The sequence below is a fragment of the Bifidobacterium sp. H6bp9 genome (assembly GCF_032193695.1).
GTDB classification, from domain to species: Bacteria; Actinomycetota; Actinomycetes; order Actinomycetales; family Bifidobacteriaceae; genus Bombiscardovia; species Bombiscardovia kimbladii.
In genome coordinates this window covers 70,886-93,708 of the sequence record NZ_JASTZY010000001.1, presented here as the reverse complement: position 1 = coordinate 93,708, position 22,823 = coordinate 70,886, and the positions used below count along the sequence as shown (strand labels likewise).

The 22,823-nt window shown below is 63.8% G+C and carries 13 protein-coding genes, 1 pseudogene and 1 riboswitch; of the genes and pseudogenes, 8 read left to right on the top strand and 6 right to left on the bottom strand.

What is annotated here, in order from left to right:
- Positions 1–59: 59 nt before the first annotated feature.
- Positions 60–1,436, top strand: a complete 1,377-nt coding sequence (locus QRX40_RS00320; protein WP_313835525.1) for an MFS transporter — start codon at positions 60–62, stop codon at positions 1,434–1,436.
- A gap of 70 nt (positions 1,437–1,506) precedes the next feature.
- Complete coding sequence (locus QRX40_RS00315) at positions 1,507–3,744, top strand: exo-alpha-(1->6)-L-arabinopyranosidase (protein ID WP_313835523.1); 2,238 nt, start codon at positions 1,507–1,509, stop codon at positions 3,742–3,744.
- 18 nt (positions 3,745–3,762) lie between these two features.
- Here QRX40_RS00315 and QRX40_RS00310 read toward each other — a convergent pair whose 3' ends face one another.
- Positions 3,763–6,018: a hypothetical protein gene (locus QRX40_RS00310; RefSeq protein ID WP_313835521.1), complete on the bottom strand. Its 2,256-nt coding sequence runs from the start codon at positions 6,016–6,018 to the stop codon at positions 3,763–3,765.
- Between the two features lie 53 nt (positions 6,019–6,071).
- Between QRX40_RS00310 and QRX40_RS00305 the strand changes: the two genes are divergently transcribed.
- The 3 genes from QRX40_RS00305 (at position 6,072) to QRX40_RS00295 (ending at position 13,350) form a co-directional block, all read left to right on the top strand.
- Positions 6,072–9,503 (top strand): tetratricopeptide repeat protein, encoded by a 3,432-nt coding sequence (locus QRX40_RS00305; RefSeq protein ID WP_313835519.1) that lies wholly within the window; start codon positions 6,072–6,074, stop codon positions 9,501–9,503.
- Positions 9,496–12,084, top strand: a complete 2,589-nt coding sequence (gene ligA / locus QRX40_RS00300; protein WP_313835518.1) for an NAD-dependent DNA ligase LigA — start codon at positions 9,496–9,498, stop codon at positions 12,082–12,084. The genes QRX40_RS00305 and ligA overlap by 8 nt, the downstream gene beginning before the upstream one ends.
- A gap of 69 nt (positions 12,085–12,153) precedes the next feature.
- Positions 12,154–13,350, top strand: coding sequence for a P-loop NTPase (locus QRX40_RS00295; protein ID WP_313835517.1), 1,197 nt, complete (start codon positions 12,154–12,156; stop codon positions 13,348–13,350).
- Positions 13,351–13,394: 44 nt separating this feature from the next.
- On the opposite strand, the gene QRX40_RS00290 is transcribed toward QRX40_RS00295, so the two are convergent.
- From QRX40_RS00290 to QRX40_RS00270, 5 genes are all read right to left on the bottom strand, one after another.
- On the bottom strand, positions 13,395–14,741 hold the full coding sequence (locus tag QRX40_RS00290; protein ID WP_313835516.1) for an MFS transporter: 1,347 nt from the start codon (positions 14,739–14,741) through the stop codon (positions 13,395–13,397).
- Between the two features lie 200 nt (positions 14,742–14,941).
- Entirely contained in the window at positions 14,942–16,378 is a 1,437-nt protein-coding gene (gene glnA, locus QRX40_RS00285) for a type I glutamate--ammonia ligase (RefSeq protein ID WP_101432564.1), read from the bottom strand.
- Between the two features lie 143 nt (positions 16,379–16,521).
- A complete protein-coding gene (locus QRX40_RS00280) occupies positions 16,522–17,256 on the bottom strand; it encodes a DUF4191 domain-containing protein (protein ID WP_313835510.1) in 735 nt (244 codons plus the stop codon).
- Positions 17,257–17,304: 48 nt separating this feature from the next.
- Positions 17,305–18,792 (bottom strand): FAD-dependent oxidoreductase, encoded by a 1,488-nt coding sequence (locus QRX40_RS00275; protein WP_313835508.1) that lies wholly within the window; start codon positions 18,790–18,792, stop codon positions 17,305–17,307.
- Between the two features lie 139 nt (positions 18,793–18,931).
- A complete protein-coding gene (locus QRX40_RS00270) occupies positions 18,932–19,558 on the bottom strand; it encodes a DUF3043 domain-containing protein (protein ID WP_306221041.1) in 627 nt (208 codons plus the stop codon).
- A 66-nt stretch (positions 19,559–19,624) separates the two neighbouring features.
- Between QRX40_RS00270 and QRX40_RS00265 the strand changes: the two genes are divergently transcribed.
- The 3 genes and pseudogenes from QRX40_RS00265 to QRX40_RS08715 form a co-directional block, all read left to right on the top strand.
- Entirely contained in the window at positions 19,625–21,001 is a 1,377-nt protein-coding gene (locus QRX40_RS00265; protein WP_313835504.1) for a dipeptidase, read from the top strand.
- A 3-nt stretch (positions 21,002–21,004) separates the two neighbouring features.
- A riboswitch (TPP riboswitch) is annotated at positions 21,005–21,120 on the top strand.
- Positions 21,121–21,169: 49 nt separating this feature from the next.
- Positions 21,170–21,844, top strand: coding sequence for an ECF transporter S component (locus QRX40_RS00260; protein WP_313835502.1), 675 nt, complete (start codon positions 21,170–21,172; stop codon positions 21,842–21,844).
- A gap of 10 nt (positions 21,845–21,854) precedes the next feature.
- Positions 21,855–22,415 (top strand): annotated as a pseudogene (locus tag QRX40_RS08715) (energy-coupling factor ABC transporter ATP-binding protein); the annotation flags it as partial.
- Positions 22,416–22,823 lie beyond the last annotated feature (408 nt).

Here is a 22,823-nt window from a genome sequence, read left to right as displayed (position 1 = left end):
TTGGTGGGGCTCAATGATGAGCCACTGATTGCAAGGTTGCACACGAAGGAGCATTGATGATGGGGAACGGAAATAATGATCGAAGGGGAGACCTGGCTGAGGGGGTCGGTAATCGAGTAGGGGAGGGCATCAAAGCCATGGCCTCTGCGGATGAGGCCGGAGGCGCTGTCGCAGGCCAGGGCATGGATGCGAGCCTGGCTCCTGATACCGGCAGAAGGCTCAACAGCAAGGAGAAGGTCCGTTTCGCCATCGGGTTCGCCATGGTATCCCTGCTCTGGGCAGCGCCCTTTTCCATGGGGTCAGGGGTTCTTCTGCCTCAGATCTTCAATACCCTGCACGGGGTCAGCGCCGAAGCGGCTCTGGGGACGATGAATTCGATCGGCTGCGTATTCGCCCTGGTGGCCAATATTGTTTTCGGCGCTCTCTCGGATATGTCCAGGTTCCGAGTCGGCAAGCGCACCCCTTGGATCGTGCTGGGCGGCATTATCGGCGCCCTGGGATTCCTGATGGTCATCCAGTCCCACACGCTGGTCATGATCATCTTTGGCTGGTGCATTGTCCAGGTGGGCATCAACTGTCTGATAGCCCCGGCGGTGGCGGTCCTCTCCGACAGGATCCCTGAGTCAACCAGGGGAACCTATTCGGCACTGTATGGAGCCAGCCAGGTAGTCGGTCAGCAGCTGGGGACAGTTATTGGAAGCTCGTTTCTGACCAACATTCGCACCGGCCTGGTAGTCGGCATGATCATCTTCCTCTTCTCCGGGATCCTCACCGTGCTGATCTGGCCCCGGGAGAAGTCGGCAGCCAACACAGTCGTGGAGCGCACCTGGGCTGATGTCGGCCGGTCCTTCATACCGCCCACCAAGAACAGCCGGGACTTCTACATGGCGCTTCTGGGCAGGTTCACTTTCATCGTCGGCTGTTACATGATCCAGGGCTACCAACTCTACATTCTGCAGAAGTACTGCCGCTTGAGTGATGACCAGGCTGCATCCACACTCAAGGTCATGGCTCTGCTCTCGGTAATCACCACCATCCTGGCCGCTGTGGTCTCAGGCCCTCTCTCGGACTTCCTGCAGAAGCGGAAAGTGATCGTGGCCATCAGCTGTCTGATCATTGCTCTCGGGATGGTTTTCCCCTTCCTGATGCCGACCGCAACGGGCATGTACATTTATGCCGCCCTGGCTGGAATCGGCAACGGCTGCTACATGTCAGTGGATCAGGCGTTGAATGTCGATGTGCTGCCGAATGCCAAGGAGGCCGGCAAGGACCTGGGCATCCTCAACCTGGCCAATACCATAGGCCAGGTGATCGCCCCCGGGTGCACCACTCTGGTTATCGGCATCTTTGGCGGCTATAGGATGATCTTCCCCGTCGCCATCGTCTGCCTGCTGGCGGGGACCTTCTTTATCATGATGATCCGTAAGGTCAAGTGAGTCTGAAAACCTGTAATCCGGACCTGTGATGAGCAGCGGCCCGGGCAATCGAATCCGAAAGGACACAGACATGACGGAAAAATCGCATACCAAAGCCGAGGATCTGGATCTGCAAGAGGAGGCCTCGCTGACCTCGGGATCCGACTCCTGGCACCTGCAGGGACTTCCCGACAAGGGCTATGAAGGCTATATGATCACCGACGGCCCTTATGGCCTGCGCAAGGCCACAGGCTCCGACGTCTACGGCTCGGTCCCGGCCACCTGCTTCCCTCCGACCGCCGGACTGGCCTCCTCCTGGGATCCTGACCTGACCTACCAGGTGGGCCAGGCCATGGGCGAAGAGTGCATCCAGGAGAAGGTGGCCGTGATTCTGGGCCCCGGCGTCAATATCAAGCGCAGCCCGCTGGGCGGCCGCAACTTCGAGTTTTACTCGGAGGACCCGGTCCTGGCAGGCCACCAGGCCGCAGGCATGGTCGAAGGGGTCCAGTCCAAGGGAGTCGGAACCTCTCTGAAGCATTTTGCAGCCAACAACCAGGAGACCGACCGGCTCAGGGTCAGCTCTGACGTGGACGCGCGCACCCTGCGCGAGATCTACCTGCCGGCCTTCGAATACGTGGTCAGGAAGGCCAAGCCCTGGACCATCATGTGCGCCTACAACAAGATCAACGGGGTCTTCAGCTCGGAGAACCGTTGGCTGCTGACGGACGTGCTGCGCGGCGAGTGGGGCTACCAGGGCATGGTCATGTCGGACTGGGGCGCTGTCCACAACAGGGTCAATGCCCTGCAGGCCGGGCTCAACCTGGAGATGCCGCCCTCCCGCACCGACGACCAGGTGGTCCAGGCCGTGCAGGCTGGCAATTTGGACAAGGAACAGCTGGACCGGATGGCCCAGGGGATCCTGGACCTGATCGACAAGGCCCGTCCGGCCATGTCCCAGCAGGGGTATCGCTACGACGTCCAGGAGCACAACAACGTGGCCCGTCGCGCGGCCCAGGAGTCCATCGTGCTGCTGCGCAACGAGGATCGGATCCTGCCGCTTGATCCGAAGAAGAAGGTTGCTGTCATCGGCGAATTCGCCCGGACTCCGCGCTACCAGGGCGGTGGTTCCTCGCACATCACACCCACCGAGGTCTCTTCGGCGCTGGATGGCTTCAAAGAGGCAGGCATGAATGTGGACTTTGCTCCCGGGTTCACGTTGGATGAGAAGGAGCAGGATCCCGCCCTGACCCAGCAGGCGCTTGAGGTTGCGCGCGGAGCCGATGCCGTGGTGCTCTTCCTGGGATTGCCTGAATACGCTGAGTCCGAGGGCTTCGACCGCACCAGCATGGATCTTCCTGACAAGCAGGTGGCTCTGCTCAAGGCTGTCTCCGAGGTCAACGACCGGGTGGTCGTCGTCCTCTCCAATGGAGCCGTGGTGACAGTTGCCGACTGGATGGACAAGACCAAGGGTCTGCTGGAGACCTGGCTGCTGGGCCAGGAGGGAGGACGCGCCGTGGTGGATGTGCTGACCGGCTCCGCCAATCCCTCGGGACATCTGCCTGAAACCATTCCGGTCCGGTTGGAGGACAACCCCACCATCACCTCCTTCCCCGGCGAGGAGGGTCACTCCCGCTATGGCGAGGGCGTCTACGTGGGCTACCGCTACTACGACACCTTCCAGCGTCCGGTGGCCTTCCCCTTCGGGTTCGGGCTGTCCTATGCAGACTTTGACCTGGATCAGGTTGCGGTGACCAAGACCGGAGCCAACTCGGCTCGGGTGGAGGTGACGGTGACCAACACCTCGCAGGTGGACGGCGCTCAGACCGTGCAGGTCTATGTGGCCCCCTGCGCCAGCCGGGTGAACCGGCCCAGCCATGAGCTCAAGGCCTTCGCCAAGGTCTTTCTGAAGGCCGGGCAGTCCCGCCGAGTGAGCATGGACCTGACTGAACGCGACTTCGCCTACTGGTCCACAGCCATGGATACCTGGCATGTGGAGGCGGGCACCTACCGTATCCAGGTGGGTACCTCCAGCCGCGATCTGGTTGCGGAGCAGGACCTGCAGGTGGACGGCGACGGCAGGTTCATTCCGTTGAATGCCGAATCGACCATGGCCGAGTGGCGTGAGAATTCGATCGGCGGGCCCATCCTGCGTGACCGTGTCGAGCAGGACGGCATACCGCTGCCCGACGATCCCAATACGGCCCAGCTTTTCGACACCATGCCTCTGGCCTCGGTCATCACCCTGTCGGGCGGCGATGGCAATGGCATCGTGGCTGACATGGTCGACCGGTATAACCAGGCCCTCAAGCAACAGGGTCTGGACTTCTGACACCGAGGTCTGCTGGGCTCAGGGTCCTAGGAACCAGACGGCTACGTTCATGGCCTGGCTGGAGTCGAAGTGTTCCAGCAGGACCATGGCGTTGACAAATGTCAGGATCAGACCAGCCAGGCAGGCCAGTGTCAGCAGGCTCATGACGGCCGCTCCCGCAGTGGAGCGGCCTTCTTCGTATATTGAGGATGCAGCGGCCATGACCACCACGGCGGCCAGGCAGATCAGCCAAGCGAAATCGATGGTATAGCGCACTGAGAATCCGCCAATATAGGAGTCCGCGGCCATGACCAGGACCGCCAGGGCCAGGGCCAGGATCAAGGCGGGCATCCATCCCCGGCGCTGCAGATAGTTTCGCACTCGGGGCAGGGCGACAAGGGCCATGGCCAGCAATAGTACCGGGGAGGTGACTAGGAGCCCGCCCAGGCCAGGTTCGGTGAAGTGCCAGATCCGCATGGGAGCCGGGGAGAATTGCAGGTAGGGGAAGACGGGCAGACTGGTCAACGGCTGCAGCAAATAGTAGCCGAAGATCTGAAGCAGGCCCTGGGTGCCGGGATGATAGTTGGTCAGGTCCAGGACGGTCATTTGATACCGGTTGCCGAAGTCCAGCAGGGATCCGAATCGCCAACGGTTGTACCAGAGCAGGGGGGCGGCCACCAGGAGGACCGGCAAGAGGCCGCAGGTCAGCAGGGACAGCGCCCGCCTCCGGGACAGGCCGTCAGGATGGCTGCCACGCGTGAACAGGGTACTGAATACTGTCTTTATTTCCCGGGCAAACAGGGGTAGCGCCAACAGACCGGCGGCCAGGAAGGTGGGTCGGCAACCCAGGGTGGCAGCCACTGACAGCGATCCCAAAAAAAGCCGCGTTGGGGACAGATGCCAGGGGTGATCCCCGTCTTCTATGGTCCACATACGTGTTGACCGATGACACGGATGTTCACCAGCGTCCGCAGTCTGTTGCCTGACCCGTCTGGCCCCCATCCAGAGCCAAAGTCCGGTCATGACCGCCAGCAAGGAGGCATCGAAGGGAATCGTGTAGAAGTTTCGGCGGCACCAGAGGTAGACCATGCCGGACCCTCCCAGCATGGTTGTAAGGGCCATGCCGACCACGGCCAAGTTGACCCGGGGGAACCAGCGGGCCAGCAGGCGGATGGTGGCCAGAGCCGTCATGATGGTGGCCGCCGCAACCAACAGGGCTGCAGCCGAACTGGTGGGCAGGGCATAGCCGCCTGGATGCACCAGGCCGGTAATCGCTCGGTAGGGCAGGAAGAGCAGCAGCACCGGCAGGACACCGAAGTAGGAGTACCAGTGGCCGCCCCGGTAGACGTAGTCCCAATATATGGGTTGCTGGTCCTGGGCCAGCAGTGCGTTGCGGGTGGCTATGTCAAAGGGGTTGGCTGCCTTGGCCAGACCTGGCGCCTGGCCCAGATCCAGCCAGGGGCGTCCATGAAGAAGGGCCTGGGCTACGTGATCGTACTGGTTGAAGTCGTAGACGTAGGCATGCGGTTGGTGGTAGGCCATGGGGGTGAAGGTGGACAGATCATGCTGGATGTTCCAGCAGGACCAGGCTGCCAGCGGGGCCAGGATCAGGGCCAGGACTAGGCGCTGGCTCGCTGAGCCCGTATCCAGCCGGGTCCGCCAGAGGATCGAGCCGGGCAGGTAGCCCAGGATCAGCGCCGCCAGACAGGCCAGCATCAGTATCCGCGCCAGGCTGAGGTCCAGGGGGACCACCTTGGCCGGGGTCATCCCGGTCAGTGCCAGCCGGGATCCGGCGGGTTCCTGTATCCACAGGCGCATGGACTGGATCCGGGCGCCGCTGGGTTTTCCGCGGATGCGCAGGTAGTGGCTGCGGGCCTGACCGGGGCAGACCAGTCCTCGGGTGCCCTGGGTCCAGCCCCCATCGCCGGCCAGGCGCAGGTCCAGACGCACATGGATCTGCGACAGGAATGAACCCTCGACGTCCTCTGCAAAGTGAGCCTGGGCGAAGGATGCCTGTCCATCGGCGACAGGGACATCCATCCAGGCGCCAGCCGGATCGTTGATTTTCAGGCCCCCGCCTGGCAGAGGGGACAGCCCTGGTCCGAGCCGGCCTGGTGGGGAGTGGGCATCGCCCGCAGTCTGTGCCGGAGAGTTTGACCTGGAGCCTATCAGGGACTGCCAATGGGCCAGATTGAACACTCCCAGTTCGAGGATGAGCACAACAACAAGCGCTGCCAGCAGCCGAATGGTCGTGCCCCTGGCCGGGGTGGGTCGTCGCAGGGCTGGCAGAGTCATCACGGTTTTATTCTAACGGCGACATGTCGCGCTGGATTGGGACAATCGAAGGTATGTCCAAGAACGCGAAGAAGTCCCGGGGGTTCGGGGATCTGTCCGGCCTGGGCCGTTCCATTCTTTCCGCACTGGAGAGATTGGTGGGCTCCTCTCGGCCGACCACAGGGGGTCGTGGGGATCGTCCCCTGGATTCTTCGGTGGCCGACATGGTCGATCTGATCAACCGGACGGGAGGCCATCCGGATGATCGGCAGATGCACGAATTCCTGGCCTCTCACAGCCGTATTTTAGGTATTGCTGTCAAGCGCCGGCTTTTTCCCCGCCTGCAGGGCGTGCCCGAGGGGCTGACGCTGGGCTGGGTCCAGTGGCCCGATGCCCCAGGCCGGGGCTTCGCATTGGGGATCTTCACCGATCGCCGTCACTTTGCCCAGATCGCTCTGGCCGACGACCATGGCCGGGTTTTCATCGGCGAGCAGAGCCGGATGGATCTGCAGAACATGGAGCCTGCCTTCCTGCTGGGCCGGGAGGAGGAGGTGACCTTGGCCGACGGTCGTCGGCTGGGCCTTGATCCAGAACAGGGTTCGGGGCCGGTCCGCGCCCTGCAAGGTGCTGTAGTAGGTCGTGACGATGCCGGCCACCTGCGCTGGTTGGCCTCCTGGCTGCGGTCCAATGGCCGCTATTGCCTGGAGCAGCTGCGTCCCCTGCTGCCTCCGGAGATGCGTCTGGACCTGGAGTATCGGGATGCTGTGGCCATCGCCTTCTTCGCCGCCTACCTGCTGCCGCGCATCCAGGGGACCTTCACCGGGTTCGGCTCGGGCAACATCTTCCACCGGCTCAACCGGGAGGCACCGATGGGAGCCATCCGACGCAGCGTGGGCGACATGATCCAGGCACGCTCCCATGGGCAGCGGGTCTCCGGGCTGGAGGATCTGTTCGCCGACCTGATGCGTGAGGCCGGGGCCCTGTCGCCCGTCTCGGGTTTGGAGGCCGTTCACGGGGCGGAGCCCCTGCATCTGTATGCTTCCTCCTACTCCGGCGCCTACTTCCTGAGCTGGGATAACGGACTGGAGTTCACTGCCGCCTTGGCGGCCCTGCGTATCGAAGGCAATCTGAACAGGTTTGCCGCTGTCAGCGCCTGGCTGGAGCGCAATGCTCGCCTGGGGACGCTGCCCACCGAGGACTCGATCAACCGCGTCCAGGCTACCCGGCTGGATCAGGCCCTCTTGGACGATCCTGCCATTGTCGCCCTGCTGCGCCCGGGTGACTATCCGATTCGCTTTGACCCGCTGGAGGACGACGGGCGGACCGCCATCAACGCTATGGTCGACAAGGCCGCAGCCACCGCTGTCATGGTGCGTCAGCAGGCTCCCCAGGCGCTGCCGGTGCGGGCGGACGGCCAGGGTCAGGAGCCCGTGCAATCCGAGTGGGTCTACCGGCAGACGCTGGCCATGCTCATGCGATCCCTGCGGCTGCCCTTCCGTTTTGATGTGGAGTTCAGGTCCAATCTGGCCCAGGGGCAGGTGGCTCTGGCCTTCACTGCGGCAGGGCGCACCATGATGCCCTCCAGCCGCTACGAGGACAAGTCACGGGCCTGGCGGGACCTGGACGAGGGCGAACGTTCCGCCATGAGCGCTGATTACAATTTGCGCGTCGGGCTGATGATGGCCGCCCTGGCCTTCGGAGCGGATCCAGCTGTGCGCGAGGTCAGCCTGCAGATCGACTCCATCGGTCTGGAAGAGGCTGTCGACCAGCAGAACTCGGCCATCAGGACCATGATGGGACAGGCTTTGGAGGCCTTTGAACGCATGCGTTCGGGTGAGGTGGCCCCCACTGGGTCCAAGGCTGATCCCAAGGATGGCGACGTACACGGCGATCCCACCAAGCCCATCGCCTCCCGGATGGCTCCTGAGCAACAACAGGACGAAGAGGAAGACAAGGCCGAGGATCAGGGGGAAAAGGAATCGGTAGATCGTGAGTTCAAGGATCTCATGCAGGGCGTGGACCTTGACTCTGCAGCCTTTGCAGCGCCGTCGTCAGCCAATGGGTCCGACAAGGACGAGTCTGCCGCGGATGGAGCCTCGGACGAGGATGTCTCCAATGATGATGCCTCCGCAGATCAGAGCGACGACGACGCATCGCAGAACCCGCTCAGCGCTCTGCAGAGCAATCCGACCATACGCACCTTGGTTTCGGTGGTCTTCAGCAGGGAACTCTTCCTCTCCCGCATCTGTTCACAGGGTCTGAAGGATCCACGTGCCGTCTACCGCTTCTTCGACGCGGCCATGCAGCTGGATTCCCAGGGCGGGCTCAAGCCCACTGAGGCTGTCTTCGACATGCGCGATGATCGCTTCAGCCCCCATGGCAGCCAGGAGGAGCCCGAGTTCTCCGAGGTGGCCTTTGCCGACAAGTCTGCCAAGGCACTGGGCGCGCATCAGGCTGTGGATCTGTCCATCCAGCGGGCCGACCTGCTGCAGAGGGCTGTGGGCGGCTTCCATCAGCTGGCTTCTGACCGGGCCATGACTTCGGCAGCCAAGGCCCAGGCGGCCACGGGCATCATCGAAAGCATTGGCGACCCGGAGCTGGAGCAGCTGGCCCCTCAGGTTGCCAGCGCCATGATCGACGGCACCCCTGTTCCCGACTTCGACTTCTCACTGTCCTCCCAGCTGGACAAGGAGCGCGTCAAAGCCCGCGATCTGCTCTTCTCAGGCGGCGCAGCCCAGGGCATACAGGTTGAGCAGGATGCCATCGCCCATATGGATGCCGTCTTTGCGGCCGAGGGCCAGGTGCCCCGCTACTTCAACTCCTACGCCGAGCGGGTGGTCTACAACCGTCTCTTCGCCACACCGGGGGAGCGGACCCTGCTCATTCCTGACAACCTCTTCTATGCCCACCTGGAGATAGCCGACCTGCTGGCCCAGCTCAAGGAGGACCAGGCGGCCCTCAAGCATCTGAACGCCATGGTGGCCTATGCGCCCGCCTACCCGCTCTCCCACCTGAAGCTGGCAGTCATGCTGGCCAACCGGGAGGACTGGGATTCGGCCCGGGCTGCCACACTCAACGCTCTGAGGGTGGCTCTGGACCGGGACGATGCCTCCTTCGCCTACTACCGTCTGGCCTATGCCTCATGGATGCGCGACGAGTTCGACGTGGCTGCAGCGGCCTATCTGATGAGCGAGCACATCAGTCCCGACCGGATACCAGCTCTCAAGAGCGAGCTGGCCGAGCTGCAGGCCAGGGCCCGCTCCCAGTGCGTGGTCCTGCCCGAAAACCACAGACAGGCCCGCCAGGTGCTGGCTGAACATGGCCTGCCGGTCTGGCCTCACACCGAGGTGGCTTCGATAGTGCGCCAGGCCGCGCGCATCTGTGTGGACGGCGGGCTCTTCGTCCCGGCCCGAACCCTGTCAATGGCGGCCGCCAGGATGAACGACGACGATAATGAAGGTGTTGATGTGGTACAGGCACAGTTCATGAGGTCGCTCAATGCATGACAAAACAGCTCAGGAAGATATTCAGCAAACCAGTGATGAGGATGGCAATGCCCAGTCCAGGCCCAGGCCGGGCACTGACCGATGGATAGCCTCCCTTCAGCCCGACGATGCCGATGCCATGCGGCTGGGGGAGCTGGATCTTGACTCCCTGGGAGCCCAACAGGCCCAGCGTCTCTGGTCCAGGCTGGCCGCCTGGGTGGAGTCCGACCAGGTCGCCTACTACATAGACGATGCTCCGGTCTCCTCCGACGCGGCCTACGATGCCAGGATGCGTTGCCTGCAGGAGCTGGAGTCCCGCTTTCCCAGCCTGGATACCCCCCAGTCGCCGACGCACCGGGTCGGAGGGACCTTCTCCAACGACTTCGCCTCGGTCCGCCACCCCTCCCAGATGCTCAGCCTGGATGATGTCTTCAGCGTCGCCGAGCTGCGCCAGTGGTATGAGGGGCTTCGCAGCGAGCTTGACTGGCCAGAGGACAAGGCCCTGCCCATGACCAGCGAGGTCAAGATCGACGGCCTGGCCCTCAACCTTCTCTACCGCAACGGGGTGCTGGAGCAGGGCCTGACCAGGGGGGACGGGGTGACCGGGGAGGACATCACCCTGAACGTCCGAACCATCCCAAGCATTCCGCAGAACCTGTCCGGCCCGGCCCGCGACATCCCTGAGTTCGTGGAGGTCCGCGGCGAGGTCTTCATGCGGTTCGACGACTTCAACGCTCTCAATGAGCAGCAGGAGAAGGAGGGCAAGGCGCCCTTTGCCAACCCTCGCAACGCCGCCGCCGGGTCTCTTCGGCAGAAGGACCCGCGCATTACAGCCAGCCGTCGTCTGAGCTTCTACGCCCATGGCCTGGGCTCCCTGAGGTGGGGCCCGGCCCATCCCAAGGGGACCCACGACGAGGTCATCGACCAGTCCCAGGCCTACGACCTCTACAAGCAGTGGGGGATTCCGGTCTCTCCCCACAACCGGGTCGTCACCTCCTTCGACCAGATCCTGGACATGATCGACTATTATGGCCAGCACCGCAATGACATCGAGCATGCCCTGGACGGCATCGTCGTCAAGCTTCAGGACCGGGATCTTCAACGCAGGCTGGGTGCCACCTCACGTGCCCCCCGCTGGGCCGTGGCATACAAGTATCCGCCGGAGGAGGTCAATACCCGGCTTCTGGACATCACTGTCCAGGTGGGCCGGACCGGGCGAATCACCCCAGTGGCTGTGCTCACCCCGGTCACCGTGGCCGGATCCACGGTCTCCAGGACTACCCTCCACAACGCCTCTGAGGTCAAGCGCAAGGGCATTCTGATCGGGGACACGGTCGTGGTCCGCAAGGCGGGCGATGTGATCCCCGAGCTGGTCGGACCGGTCGTCGAGGCCAGGAAGGGGCGCGAGAAGGACCTGAGGCCCTTCGTCATGCCCGAGACCTGCCCCAGCTGTGGCGCCCGTCTGGCTCCGGCCAAGGAGGGCGACGTGGACATCCGCTGCCCCAACGTGGAGTCCTGCCCGGCCCAGCTGACCGAGCGGATCATCCATATGGCCTCGCGAAAGGCCCTGGACATCGAGCATCTGGGGGAGCAGAGCGCCATAGCCCTGACCAACCCCGATGAGAACCGGCCCGATTCTGTTGAGGTCTATGCTCCCGGCCTGCGTGAGGTCCTGGTCGACCAGGGCGGCCAGGCAGCCCCCTACCAGCCGGACCCGGACCTGAAGCTTCCGCCACGTCAGGATCCGGTCCTGACCAGCGAGGCAGGCCTCTTCGACCTGAAGGTGGAGGATCTGCGTCAGGTCTATGTCTGGCGTGAGGTTCCTCTGATGGAGCAGGTGGAGGTCGAAGGCCGGCAGGGTCGTACCGCGACCAAGCGCAGGACTGGCGGCAGCGGCCTCTGGTACCGCGTGCCGGCCTTCTATAATCTGCCCAAGGGCGCCCAGGCTGGACAAGGCGAGCGGGCCATGAACAGTCATGAGACCCAGGTCCAGGAGGCCGCACTGGACAGTGCCGACGCCCAACCCTCCAGGAACACCCTGCAGATGCTTGAAGAGATCGACAAGGCCAAGCATGCCGACCTGTGGAGGGTCCTGGTGGCCCTGTCCATCCGGCACCTGGGACCGACCTCGGCCCGGGCCATCGCCACCCGATTCCCCTCGCTCAAGGCCGTGGAGGAGGCCAGCGTAGAGGATCTGTCCGAGCTGGACGGGGTGGGCCCCGAGATTGCGCACTCCATCCACGACTGGTTCCAGGGCGCCCGACAGCCCGGCGACTGGCGCGGTCGCATCCTGGATGCCTGGCAGGCCGCAGGGGTGGGCGCTCACGTCGAACGCAGCACCAAGCCGCAGACCCTGAAAGGCATGACCGTGGTGGTCACCGGCAGTCTGGAGGACTTCTCCAGGGACTCTGCCAAGGAGGCCATCGTGGAGCGCGGCGGCAAGGCTTCTGGGTCCGTCAGCAAGAAGACCACCTATGTGGTGGTCGGTGCCAACCCGGGCTCCAAGGCCGACAAGGCTGAGAGTCTGGGCCTGCCCATCCTGGACGAGGCGGCTTTCCACCGTCTGCTTGACACCGGCGACCCAAGCCCGGCCCAAGGCTGATTGTGACATTCGCAATATCCGACCAGCCGCGCCCTAGCAGCCGATGGCTGGGCGCGATATGGTGACGGCATGGAACAAGTAGAGCATCGCAAGGAAGGGACCCGGAATCTGGAGGAGCTGCCTCGAAGAATCAAGGGGGAGGTCTATGAGCGGCTCAGCCGGGTCATCGATCCAGAACTGGGTCGATCCATCACCGATCTGGGCATGATCACTGACATCATTGTCGAGCCGGCCAGGGATGCCCAGGCCGACTATGAGGTGACCGTGCGGGTGGAGCTGACCATCAAAGGATGCCCGCTGTCGACCACCATCACCAACCAGATCAACGGGACCGTGACCTCCTACCCGCGAGCCCGGCTGCGTCCGCATATCGATGTCTCCTCCATGAGCCGGGAGAAGCTGGACAACCTGGTGGCCGACCTCAAGGCCGCCCGGCGCAGCAATCCCTTCTCCAAACCGGGCGTCGGCACCCGCATCTTCGCCATCGCCTCGGGCAAGGGGGGCGTGGGCAAATCCTCGGTGACCGTCAACCTGGCGGCCACGCTGGCTGCCCTGGGCTATGACACGGCCGCCATTGACGCGGACATCTACGGATTCTCCCTGCCTGGGCTCTTCGGCGTGCACAGTCGGCCCACCAATCTGCACGGCATGCTGATGCCGGTGACCGCCTGGGGGGTCAAGCTGATCTCCATCGGCATGTTCGCCGGGTCGGACCGGGCCATCCTCTGGAGGGGTCCCCGTCTGCAGCGCTCGCTGGAGCAGTTCCTCTCTGATGTCTGGTGGGGCGATCCCGATGTGCTGCTGCTGGATCTGGCTCCTGGCACCGGGGACATGGCCCTGTCAGTGGCCCAGGCCCTGCCCAACAGCCGGCTGATTGTGGTCACCACCCCGCAGCCCTCGGCCTCGCAGGTGGCCGTGCGTTCAGGGCTGGTGGCCCTCCAACTGCCCACCAAGGTCCAGGGTGTGATCGAAAACATGTCCTGGTACGAACACGATGGGGAACGGTTGCGCATCTTCGGTCAGGGAGGCGGCCAGCGTGTAGCCGACCAGCTGACCCGTGACCTGGGGTATCAGGTGCCCCTGCTGGAGCAGCTGCCCCTGCAGACCGACCTGCGCGAGTCGGGGGAGTCCGGCCGTCCGGCAGTGCTCAGGCCTGATGGCTCCCTGGATGATTCGCCGTTGACCAAACGGTTTGTGGACCTGGCCAAGACCCTGATGGCGGGTTCGGAGCCTGGCGATGCCCATCGGGCAGCCGACGAAGGCTGACTCTAAGACAAAGTTGTCAGTCAGGAGCCATGCCTTGGCCGGGATTAGACGGCGGCCGGGCTCTTCCGGCTGGTGATCTGCCGCGAGGGGATGGCCAGGAACCAGGGGACAGCCAGCACGACCAGGCCGATGGCGCACATGGCCAGGAAGGGAATGACCTCATGTCCGGCCAGGATGTAGGAGGCGAACATGGGTCCCACGATGTAGCCCAGGGAGGCGGCCGTATTGAGCAGGCCGAACATACGTCCGCTGAAGGATGGCCCGGCCAGTTCGGCGGCCACAACCGGCTGGGAGATGCCCATCATGACCTCGCCCAGCCCGAAGATGGTGATGCCCAGGGAGGCCACGCTCAGGGCGCCGGGGGTGGAATCCAGGCGCAGGCCCAGGACGATGATCACCCAGGCCGCAGCCCAGAAGACCGGCACGGTGCGCAGCAGGCGCACATGGTTGGCGTCCTTGAGCCGGGGCAGCAGCACGATGTTCATGATCACCACCGAGAAGGTGTTGACCACGTCCACCACTGACAGGGACCAGCGGGGAATGTGCGGATCTGAGATCAGGGTGGTGACCAGGCCGGCGTCGAACTGGGAGTAGCCGAACAGGTCCATGAAGAAGGTTCCCATGGTCAGCAGGGCCATTGAGGCCAGCACCCTGGTCAGGGAGCTGGTGCGTCCGCCGAAGGTGCCGTTGACGGTCATGGTTTCTGCGCCCTCTGTTTGGCTGTCCTGCAGGGCATGGGTTGCCCCTGCGGATTCATGGACGACCTCTCGCTCTGCCTGGGCCTTGAGCTCAGCCGTCAGCCGGCGCAGCTGCCAGTGTCGTTCGATGACCAGCAGGGACAGGCTGAGCAGGGCGAATCCCAGGGCCCTGCCGCCGAAGCCAATGCGGTAGAGGAAGTCCTGACCGCCTGCGGCCAGCAGTCCGCCTACAGCCGCCCCAAGGCCGATGCCCAGGTTGAGCTCGGCCTGGTTGATACCGTAGACAATCCGATGCTGCTCTCTGGTGGAGATCTGTGTCAGGATGCTGGCCCAGGAGGTCTGCATGCCCATCCCCAGGCCCGAGACGAAGGCACCCGCGACTGCTGCCCGGTAGTCGTGGGCCATGGTGAAGATCAGGGGGCCGATGACCGAGAAGATCATGGCCGTGTGCATGGCCAGCCAGGAGGAGCGACGATCCGAGACCCAGCCGATGATGGGGTTGGAGATCAGGGACCCCACGGAGCTGATGGTCACCAGGAGGGCGGCCTCGCTCATGGTGGCGCCCAAGGAGTGGGTGGCGAAGAGCAGCTCGATGGGCATGACCAGGCCGATGCCGAAGTTGCACATGAGGTCCACGATGAGCATGGCTCGCAGATATACGGGCAACTCCATGAACTCACGCAGCCAGCGCATCGGTTTCCACCTCCATCGGATCCGTTTTCATGCCTCTCCTCATTCTGGCCTGACCGCATGCCGGGATGCCGGGGCTGGCGTGTTGCCGTCTATAGGCGGAGGCCGATGGTCCTGGTGATGAAAAAGGCCCGACCCTTCAGCAGGAAGGATCGGGCCACATGTGACCTGGCCGGTCAGCCAGCGTCAGCCGTCAGGTGAACTCAGATGTGGAAGTAGAGCTCGTACTCCAGGGGGGTGGGGGCCAGACGAGTCTGGTCCAGCTCGCCGCGCTTCAAATCCAGCCAGGTCTGGATCAGGTCATCCGTGAAGACGTCGCCCTCGCTCAGGAAGTCGTGGTCCTCCTCCAAGGCGTTCAAAGCCTCCTCCAGGGAGCCGGGCACCTGCTTGATCTGGGCGTGCTCCTCCGGGGGCAGCTCATAGAGGTCCTTGTCGATGGGGGCCGGAGGCTCGGTGTGGTTGAGGATGCCGTCCAGTCCTGCCATCAGCTGGGCCGAGAAGGCCAGGAAGGGGTTGCAGGAGGGGTCGGGGGCGCGGAACTCGATCCGCTTGGCGGCAGGCGAGGTGCCGGCCAGGGGGATGCGGATGGCCGCCGAACGGTTCCTGGCTGAGTAGACCAGGTTGACCGGGGCCTCGTAGCCGGGCACCAGCCGCTTGTAGGAGTTGGTGGAGGGGTTGGTGAAGGCCAGGACGGACGAGGCATGCTCGATCAAGCCGCCCACATACCAGCGGGCGATGTCGGAGAGTCCGCCGTAGCCGTTCTCGTCGTAGAAGAGGGGCTTGCCATCCTTCCAGAGGGACTGATGGCAGTGCATGCCGGTCCCGTTGTCCCCGGCGATGGGCTTGGGCATGAAGGTGGCAGCCTTGCCGGCCAGGGCGGCGGTCTCGTGGACCACGTACTTGTACTTCATCAGGTCGTCGCCTGCATGCAGCAGGGTGTTGAAGCGATAGTTGATCTCCTGCTGGCCGGCGCCGCCCACCTCGTGATGGGAGCGCTCCAGAATCAGGCCCACCTTCTGCAGGTTGGCCACCATGTCGTCGCGCAGATCCTGGTAGTGGTCGATGGGCGGTACGGGGAAGTAGCCCTTCTTGACCCGGTTCTTGAAGCCGATGTTGTCGGAGCCGTCCTCCTCGACGTCGACGCCCGAGTTCCAAGGAGCCTCGATGGAGTCGACCTCGTAGAAGGAACGCTGCATGCTGTTCTCGAAGCGGACCTTGTCGAAGATGAAGAACTCGGCCTCGGGGGCGAAGGAGGCCGTGTCGGCGATGCCGGTGGAGCGCAGGTAGGCCTCCGCCTTGGCGGCGATCTGCCGGGGGTCGCGCGAGTAGGGCTCGTCGGTCACCGGGTCAACAATGGAGAAGGCCACATTCAGGGTGCGATGGCGGCGGAAGGGATCCAGGTAGGCAGTCTCTGGATCGGGAATCAGCTTCATATCCGATTCGTTGATGGCTTGGAAGCCTTGGACGGAGGAGCCGTCGAAGGCCATGCCGTCTGTGAAGGCGTCCTTGAGGAATTCGCTGGCGGGCACGGTGAAGTGCTGCTGGACCCCGATCAGGTCCGTGAACCTGACTGAGACATATTCCACGCCCTCCTGGTTGATCAGAGCTTCGCAATCGGCCTTTGACTTCAGTTCTCTCACTGAACTGCTCCTTTCGTGGAAACCGTAACGGTCACCCAGTCTAGGGGACCGGTTTTTTCAGCAATGCGCCGCTGAGGTTACGGGGGTGTTTCATGCGAAGGTCCCGGCGCCTCCCTGAGGGAGACGCCGGGACCTTGAAAACATCAGCGCCCGCGCATGGCCTTGCGGCTGACGTGTATCTTGGTCGGATCAATGCCCTTGGGCATCCCCAGGGCGCTCTGCCGCTTTTGCAGGGTGACCAGCCGGTCGTTCAGGGTCTCCAGCTCGGTGGCGGTCAGCTTGACTTTTTTCTTGACCACCGTCCGCTGAAGTTTGTCGAGCGGAACCTGGTCGGGTCCGTGGCCCACGCTGATCCGGTAGATGGGGATGGCCGACCCGCGGGTGATGCGGCGGATCTTCTCCTCTTCGCGGTTCATGGCCTTGTTGACGCGGTTGTAGTCGCCCTCGGCTATCAGGTAGACCCCGGTGCGGCCGGTGCCCCTCCAAACGGCATCTTTGGTTTTGGCATCGATCCAGACGGGTTCCTGGGGGAAGGAGAAGCCTGCCTTGGAGATGCTGCTCAGCACGGCGGCGGCAGCGCCTGGACGGCCCTCCATCTTGGCGTAGCCGACCTTGTCGGAGCGCCTGGTCAGGGTCATGGTGGCCAGGAGCAGGCCGACCATGATGCCCAGAAGAACGGTCAGGATCCAGGACAGCCAGCTGAAGCGGGCCAGCAGGCAGATCACCACGGCTATCAGTGTGGGCACCAGAATGGCCGCAGCCAGCAGCCAGGGAAGAGCCTTGTCCTCTGCATAAGTGAATTGGTAGATCTTAACGATCTGGCTGATCGTGCTGTTCTTCTTTTTTGCTTTTTTGCCCTTGGTGTCCTCTGTAGCCATGCCATCCTCACTCGGAAACGTTCACTGGTTGACCAGTCTACCGCATGCCTAACGCATGTTCAGGGGTCTGCCGTCAGCCTTGAGCAAGGCCTCTCCAATGGCTTCAGAGAAGGTGGGATGGGGGTGGATGAGCCCGGCCGCCCGGTGCAGGGGGATCTGGTTGCCCACCAGCTGCTGGGCCTCGGCAATATTCTCGGAGGCCTGTGGGGAGACCATCTCCAGACCGACGACTATCTGATTCTCCAGATCGGTGGCTTGGCAGGCGGTGATCAGGCTGAGGGTGCCCTGCAGGCCGCTCATGCGCATGCGCGAGTTGGCCATCATGGGGTAGATGGTCTCCTTGACCTGGTTCAGCGATGGATCGTCCTCGGCCTCCTGGCGGCTGAAGCCCACAGCTGCGGCCTGTGGGGAGGAGAAGACCACACGGGGGATGGTGGCCTCGTTGACCGGTTCAGGATCCAGACCAGAGGCGGCATCGGCCAGGGTGATGCCCTGTTGGAAGGCCCTGTGAGCCAGATGGTGACCCGGGGTGATGTCGCCCAAGGCCCAAACCCGGTCACGGCTGGTGCGCCCTTGGGAGTCGGTCAGGACCTGGCCATGTTCATCCATGTCGATGCCCAGCTCCTTCATATGCTGGGGGTTGGTATTGGGATCCCTGCCGATGGCCACCAGGACCAGATCGGTCTCGATCGCTCCCGCCTGGCCCTTGTCGTCGGCCGGCTGGTAGTCGATCTGAATGCCTTCATCTGCTGACAGACGGTGCCCGCCCGAGCAGCGGGCATGGGTGATGATCTGAATTCCCTGACGCTCCAGCTCCCGGGTCATGATCTGGCCGGTCCGTCTACCCCAGTGGGAGAGCACCCGGTCCCGTCTGACCATCAGGGTCACCTGGCAGCCGGCTTGGTTCCAAATGGTGGCGAATTCCAGGGCCACCGCACCTGAGCCGATAATCAGCGCCCGGCGGGGAAAGGGCTTGAGGGTCAGCGCCCGGTCGGTGTCGATGACCAGATCATCGAAGGGGAGCTCCTCCAAGGGCCTGGCGTGAGACCCGGTGGCCAGGATCGTGTCGCAGGTGGTCAGCCGGGTTCGATTGCCGTCATCGGCGGTCACCTCCACCAGGCCGTCACCGACGATGGTGCCGTGGCCGTGCACCACGGTGATGCCACGTTGCTTCAGCAGGCTGGACAGGCCGCCGGTCATGGCGTCCACCATCCGGTCCTGATAATCCTGGAGCTTCTGGTAGTCGATGCTGGCCGACCCGATATTGATGCCCATGGCGGCCCCAAGATCAGCCTGTTCGAGAACCTGGGTGGCTGTCAGCAGGGCCTTGGTGGGGATGCATCCGCGGTTCAGGCAGACGCCGCCGACCACAGGGTCCTGCTCGACCAGGGCCACCCTTCCGCCCAGCTCTGCCGTGCGCAGGGCTGTGGCATACCCGCCTGGGCCTGATCCGATAATGATGGTGTCGTACTGGCGGCTGTCGGCGTCCCATGGGTCAAGAGACTCTGTGCCGGGTTGGTTGATCGATTGCTGCATAACAATCCATGCTAGCCGTACCGGCTGGGAGAATGAAGAGCATTCGCACAATGCGGAGTGAGTGCAAAAACCGCCCGGAACCCAAGGGCACCGGGCGGCGCTACCAGTCCATCGTTCGGTATGTCAGGATAATCGGCTGTCAGTCGGGCCAGTGCCCGCGCTTGCTCTGATTGGGCTTGGGAACCCGCCACCGCCGGACCATCATGGCCCGTTGCCAGGCGTAGGAGGCCGAACGCGAACCTTTGGCCACCGAGCGCTCGCCGAACTTGTCGATCAGCAGGCGCTTGAGCTTGCGCCACATCAGCCAGGTATCGATCAGGGCAATGATCAGGTAGCCATAGAGCAGGACGGTCACCACCATGGTGAAGGTTGCATAGTGCTGAGGGCCCACGAACATGCCCATCAGGGTGGCGACGAACATAAGGATGATGGCCGGGAATATCCATTCCAGCAGATTGAAGCGGGCATCCACATAGTTGCGGATGTAGATCCGCCAGGGCAGACGCTCCGACTTGGGCATATGGTCGAGGTCGCCGGTTCTCATGGCCTCGTACTGGGCATCCTCACGGGCTCGGATCCGGGCCTTGGCGGCCTTGCGAGAGGCCTTGCGGTCCTTGGGGACCAGCGGGCGCAGGTTCCGGGCCTCAGCCTGCTTGCGCTTGGGTGTGGGGCGTCCCTTGCCTCGTGCTTCTTCAGTGGAGGCCGTCTGGTCCGCCTCCGCCTCTTTGTCCCGTCGATCCTTGCGTGAGAAGGGGTTCCATGTCATGCGAACAGGTTACGGTGACGCCTAGACTCGCAAGCATTGATTCGCAAGCAATCACAGGAGGTAACGATGGCGGAGCTGGGCCTGGAGACGATCCGCACACGTGTGCAGGACGATAGGAGCCGGATCGTCGATCTGCTCAAGGACAAGATCGCCCTGGCTTCGGTTTCGGCCAAGGGGATCACCGGGGATCACATGCGGCGATCGGCCGACTATGTGGCCGGGCAACTGCGGCAGGTGGGTGTAGATGCCCGGGTGGTCCAGGCGACCAATCCTGACGGGACCCCGGGCGCCTTCGAGGTGATCGGATCCCGGCAGGTGGATGACAAGGCCCCGACCGTCCTGCTCTACGCTCATCACGATGTGCAGCCGGTGCCCGATCCCTCCCAGTGGTCCACTGACCCCTTTGCCGGCGTGGAAAAGGAGGGACGGCTCTACGGACGCGGATCGGCCGACGACGGCGGCGGCATCGCCATCCACTCGGGTGCCCTGCACGCCCTGGGAAAGGATCTGCGCGTCAACGTCAAGGTCTTCATCGAGGGTGAGGAGGAGATGGGCTCGCGCAGCTTCATCCCCTTCCTCCAGGCTCATCGGGACGATTTCGCCTCGGATCTGATCATCGTGGCCGACTCGGGCAACTGGTCGGCGGACACCCCCAGCCTGACCACCTCCCTGCGAGGGAATGCGGACCTGGATGTCACGGTCACAGTCCTTGAGCACCCGGTTCACTCCGGGCAGTTCGGCGGGCCCATCCTGGATGCCAACACCCTGGCCGCCATGCTGATCGCCTCCATGTATGACGACCAGGGTCAGCTGGCGGTGCCCGGCCTGGAGGGCGGACAGCCCATAGGCGGCCTGCAGCGTGACCTGGACCAGGCCCAGCTGCGTGCGGATGCCGGCGTGGTGGACTCCTATCGGCTGGCCGGAACCGAATCCCTGGCCTCCCGGCTCTGGACCAAGCCTGCAGCGGCGGTGATCGGCTTCGATGCCCACCCGGTGGAGGGCTCCTTCAACGTGCTGGCTGACACGACCCGCTTCCGCATTTCCCTGCGCACTGCGCCCACCCAGCGCCCTGAGCAGGCCGCGCAGGCCTTGGCTGATTTTTTGATCGCCCATGCTCCTCAGGGGGCCAGGGTGGAGGTCACGCCCGGCGACATGGGCATGGGATGGGCCATGGATGCCGACAGCCCGGTGGTCCGGCAGACCGAGGAGGCCATGCGGCAGGCCTTCGGACGGGACCCGGTCAACAAGGGCGAGGGCGGATCCATCCCCTTCATCCCCGAACTCAAGCGGCTCTTCCCTGAGGCCCAGGTCCTGGTGACCGGCCCAGAGGATCCCCAGTCCAACGCCCACAGCCCGAACGAGTCCATCTCCCTGCAGGGGCTGGTCGACAACATCATCACCGAGGCCCTGCTGCTGGATTCCCTTGACCACCGTATGTTCTAAGATGGCAAGTGACACGGGGGCCGTATGCCTATGGGCGTGCGGCTGAGAGGAGGCTCAGCCTCAACCGGACGAACGTTTACCGGGTAATGCCGGCGCACGGATGTCACTGGACCCGTGCCTGAACGGGATGGCGCTCACAGGGAGCGCCCCGAGGAAAGGCACAAGATCATGACCGATGGTCATTTCATCAACAACACTGCTTCCGGATCGGAGCCGGAGTCTGAGCGGACTCCCTCCCAGGTCAGGACCCCCTCCCGACGGTGGAGGGTGGTGGATATCGCCGTAGCCTCGGTCATCGGGGTGGCCTCCGCAGTCATCTACTGGGTGGTCGCCATGGTGACCACCATTCCCTGGTCATTCCTGGACGGGGTCGTGCCCGGTCTGGGGGGCATTCTCAACGGTCTTTACCTGTTTGCCGGGCCTCTGGCATCGGTCATCGTGCGCAAGCCGGGGGCGGCCGTCTATGCCGAGCTGGTCGCAGCCATCCTGGAGTCGCTGCTGGGCAGCCAATGGGTGCCTGTGGAGACCATACTGATTGGTCTGCTTCAGGGCTTCATGGCCGAACTGGTCTTCATGCTGCTGCGTTACCGGCGTTGGAACATGTCCACGGTGGCACTGTCAGGCGCTGCCGCTGGTTTCGGCTGCTGGCTGTACTCCTTCTGCACGCACCTGCAGGCCATCAACCTGACCGGCCCCTATGGGGTGATCTATCTGATAGCCACCCTGATCTCGGGCGCTCTGATCGCTGGAGTGCTGGTCTGGTACCTCTACAAGGCCATTGCCGCCACCGGGGCTCTGGACCGCTTCGCCTCCGGCCGCGATATTCATACGGCCGGGAAGTAGAGGTCTGGGCGTGGACCGGAGCATCCAGGACAACCCCTACCGACCCGCAGCCTTGGAGCTGCGCGGTTGGGGTTATCGGCATGCCTATCGGAACCACTTCGCCGTCAAGGACCTCTCCCTGAGCATTCCTGCAGGTCAGCGGGTGCTGCTGCTGGGAGCCTCCGGCATTGGCAAATCGACCATCCTCGAGGGTGTGGCTGGGCTTCTGGGCGATCATGCCCCGCAGAGCGGTCAGGATCAGGTCGAGGATGACGAAGGCGGGGTGACCCAGGGCCAGGTCCTGATTGACGGCAATCCCGCCGTCTCCAGCCGGGGGCGTGTGGGGCTGGTCCTGCAGGATCCGGATGCCCAGGCCATCTTTCAGCGGCTTGGTGACAATGTGGCCTTCGGGCCCGAGAACATGGGGCTGCCCCGAGAGGAAATCTGGCCACGGGTGCAGAGGGCCATGGCCGAGGTGGGTTTGGCTGACCTGCAGCTGACCCGGTCCACCATGCATCTGAGCGGAGGGCAGATGCAGCGTCTGGCCCTGGCCGGCGCCCTGGCCATGCAGCCTGGGCTGCTCCTGCTGGATGAGCCCACGGCTAATCTGGATCCGGTCGGCGTCGACCAGATTGTCGGCGCCGTCAGGAAGGTCCTGGACCGGCAAGGCTCGACCATGATTCTGGTCGAGCACCGGGCAGGTCCATGGATGGATATGATCGACCGGGTCATCGTGCTTGGGCTGGGCGAGGTTGAAGACAGCACCGGCGGATCGGGCGCTGCGACCTATCGCAAGACGGTGGTCATGGCCGACGGCAGCCCCCAGGAGGTATTCACTGATCCGGGATTGGACCTGGCCTCACTGGGCATCTGGGTTCCCGAAGCTTATAGGAGCGCCAGGGATTCGCTCCCTGAGCTTGGAGGGTCCAGGGTCAGGTCCGGGCAATCCGATCCCGGCCGGGATGATCATCCCGTCCTGCTGGCCGCTCAGGATCTGGCG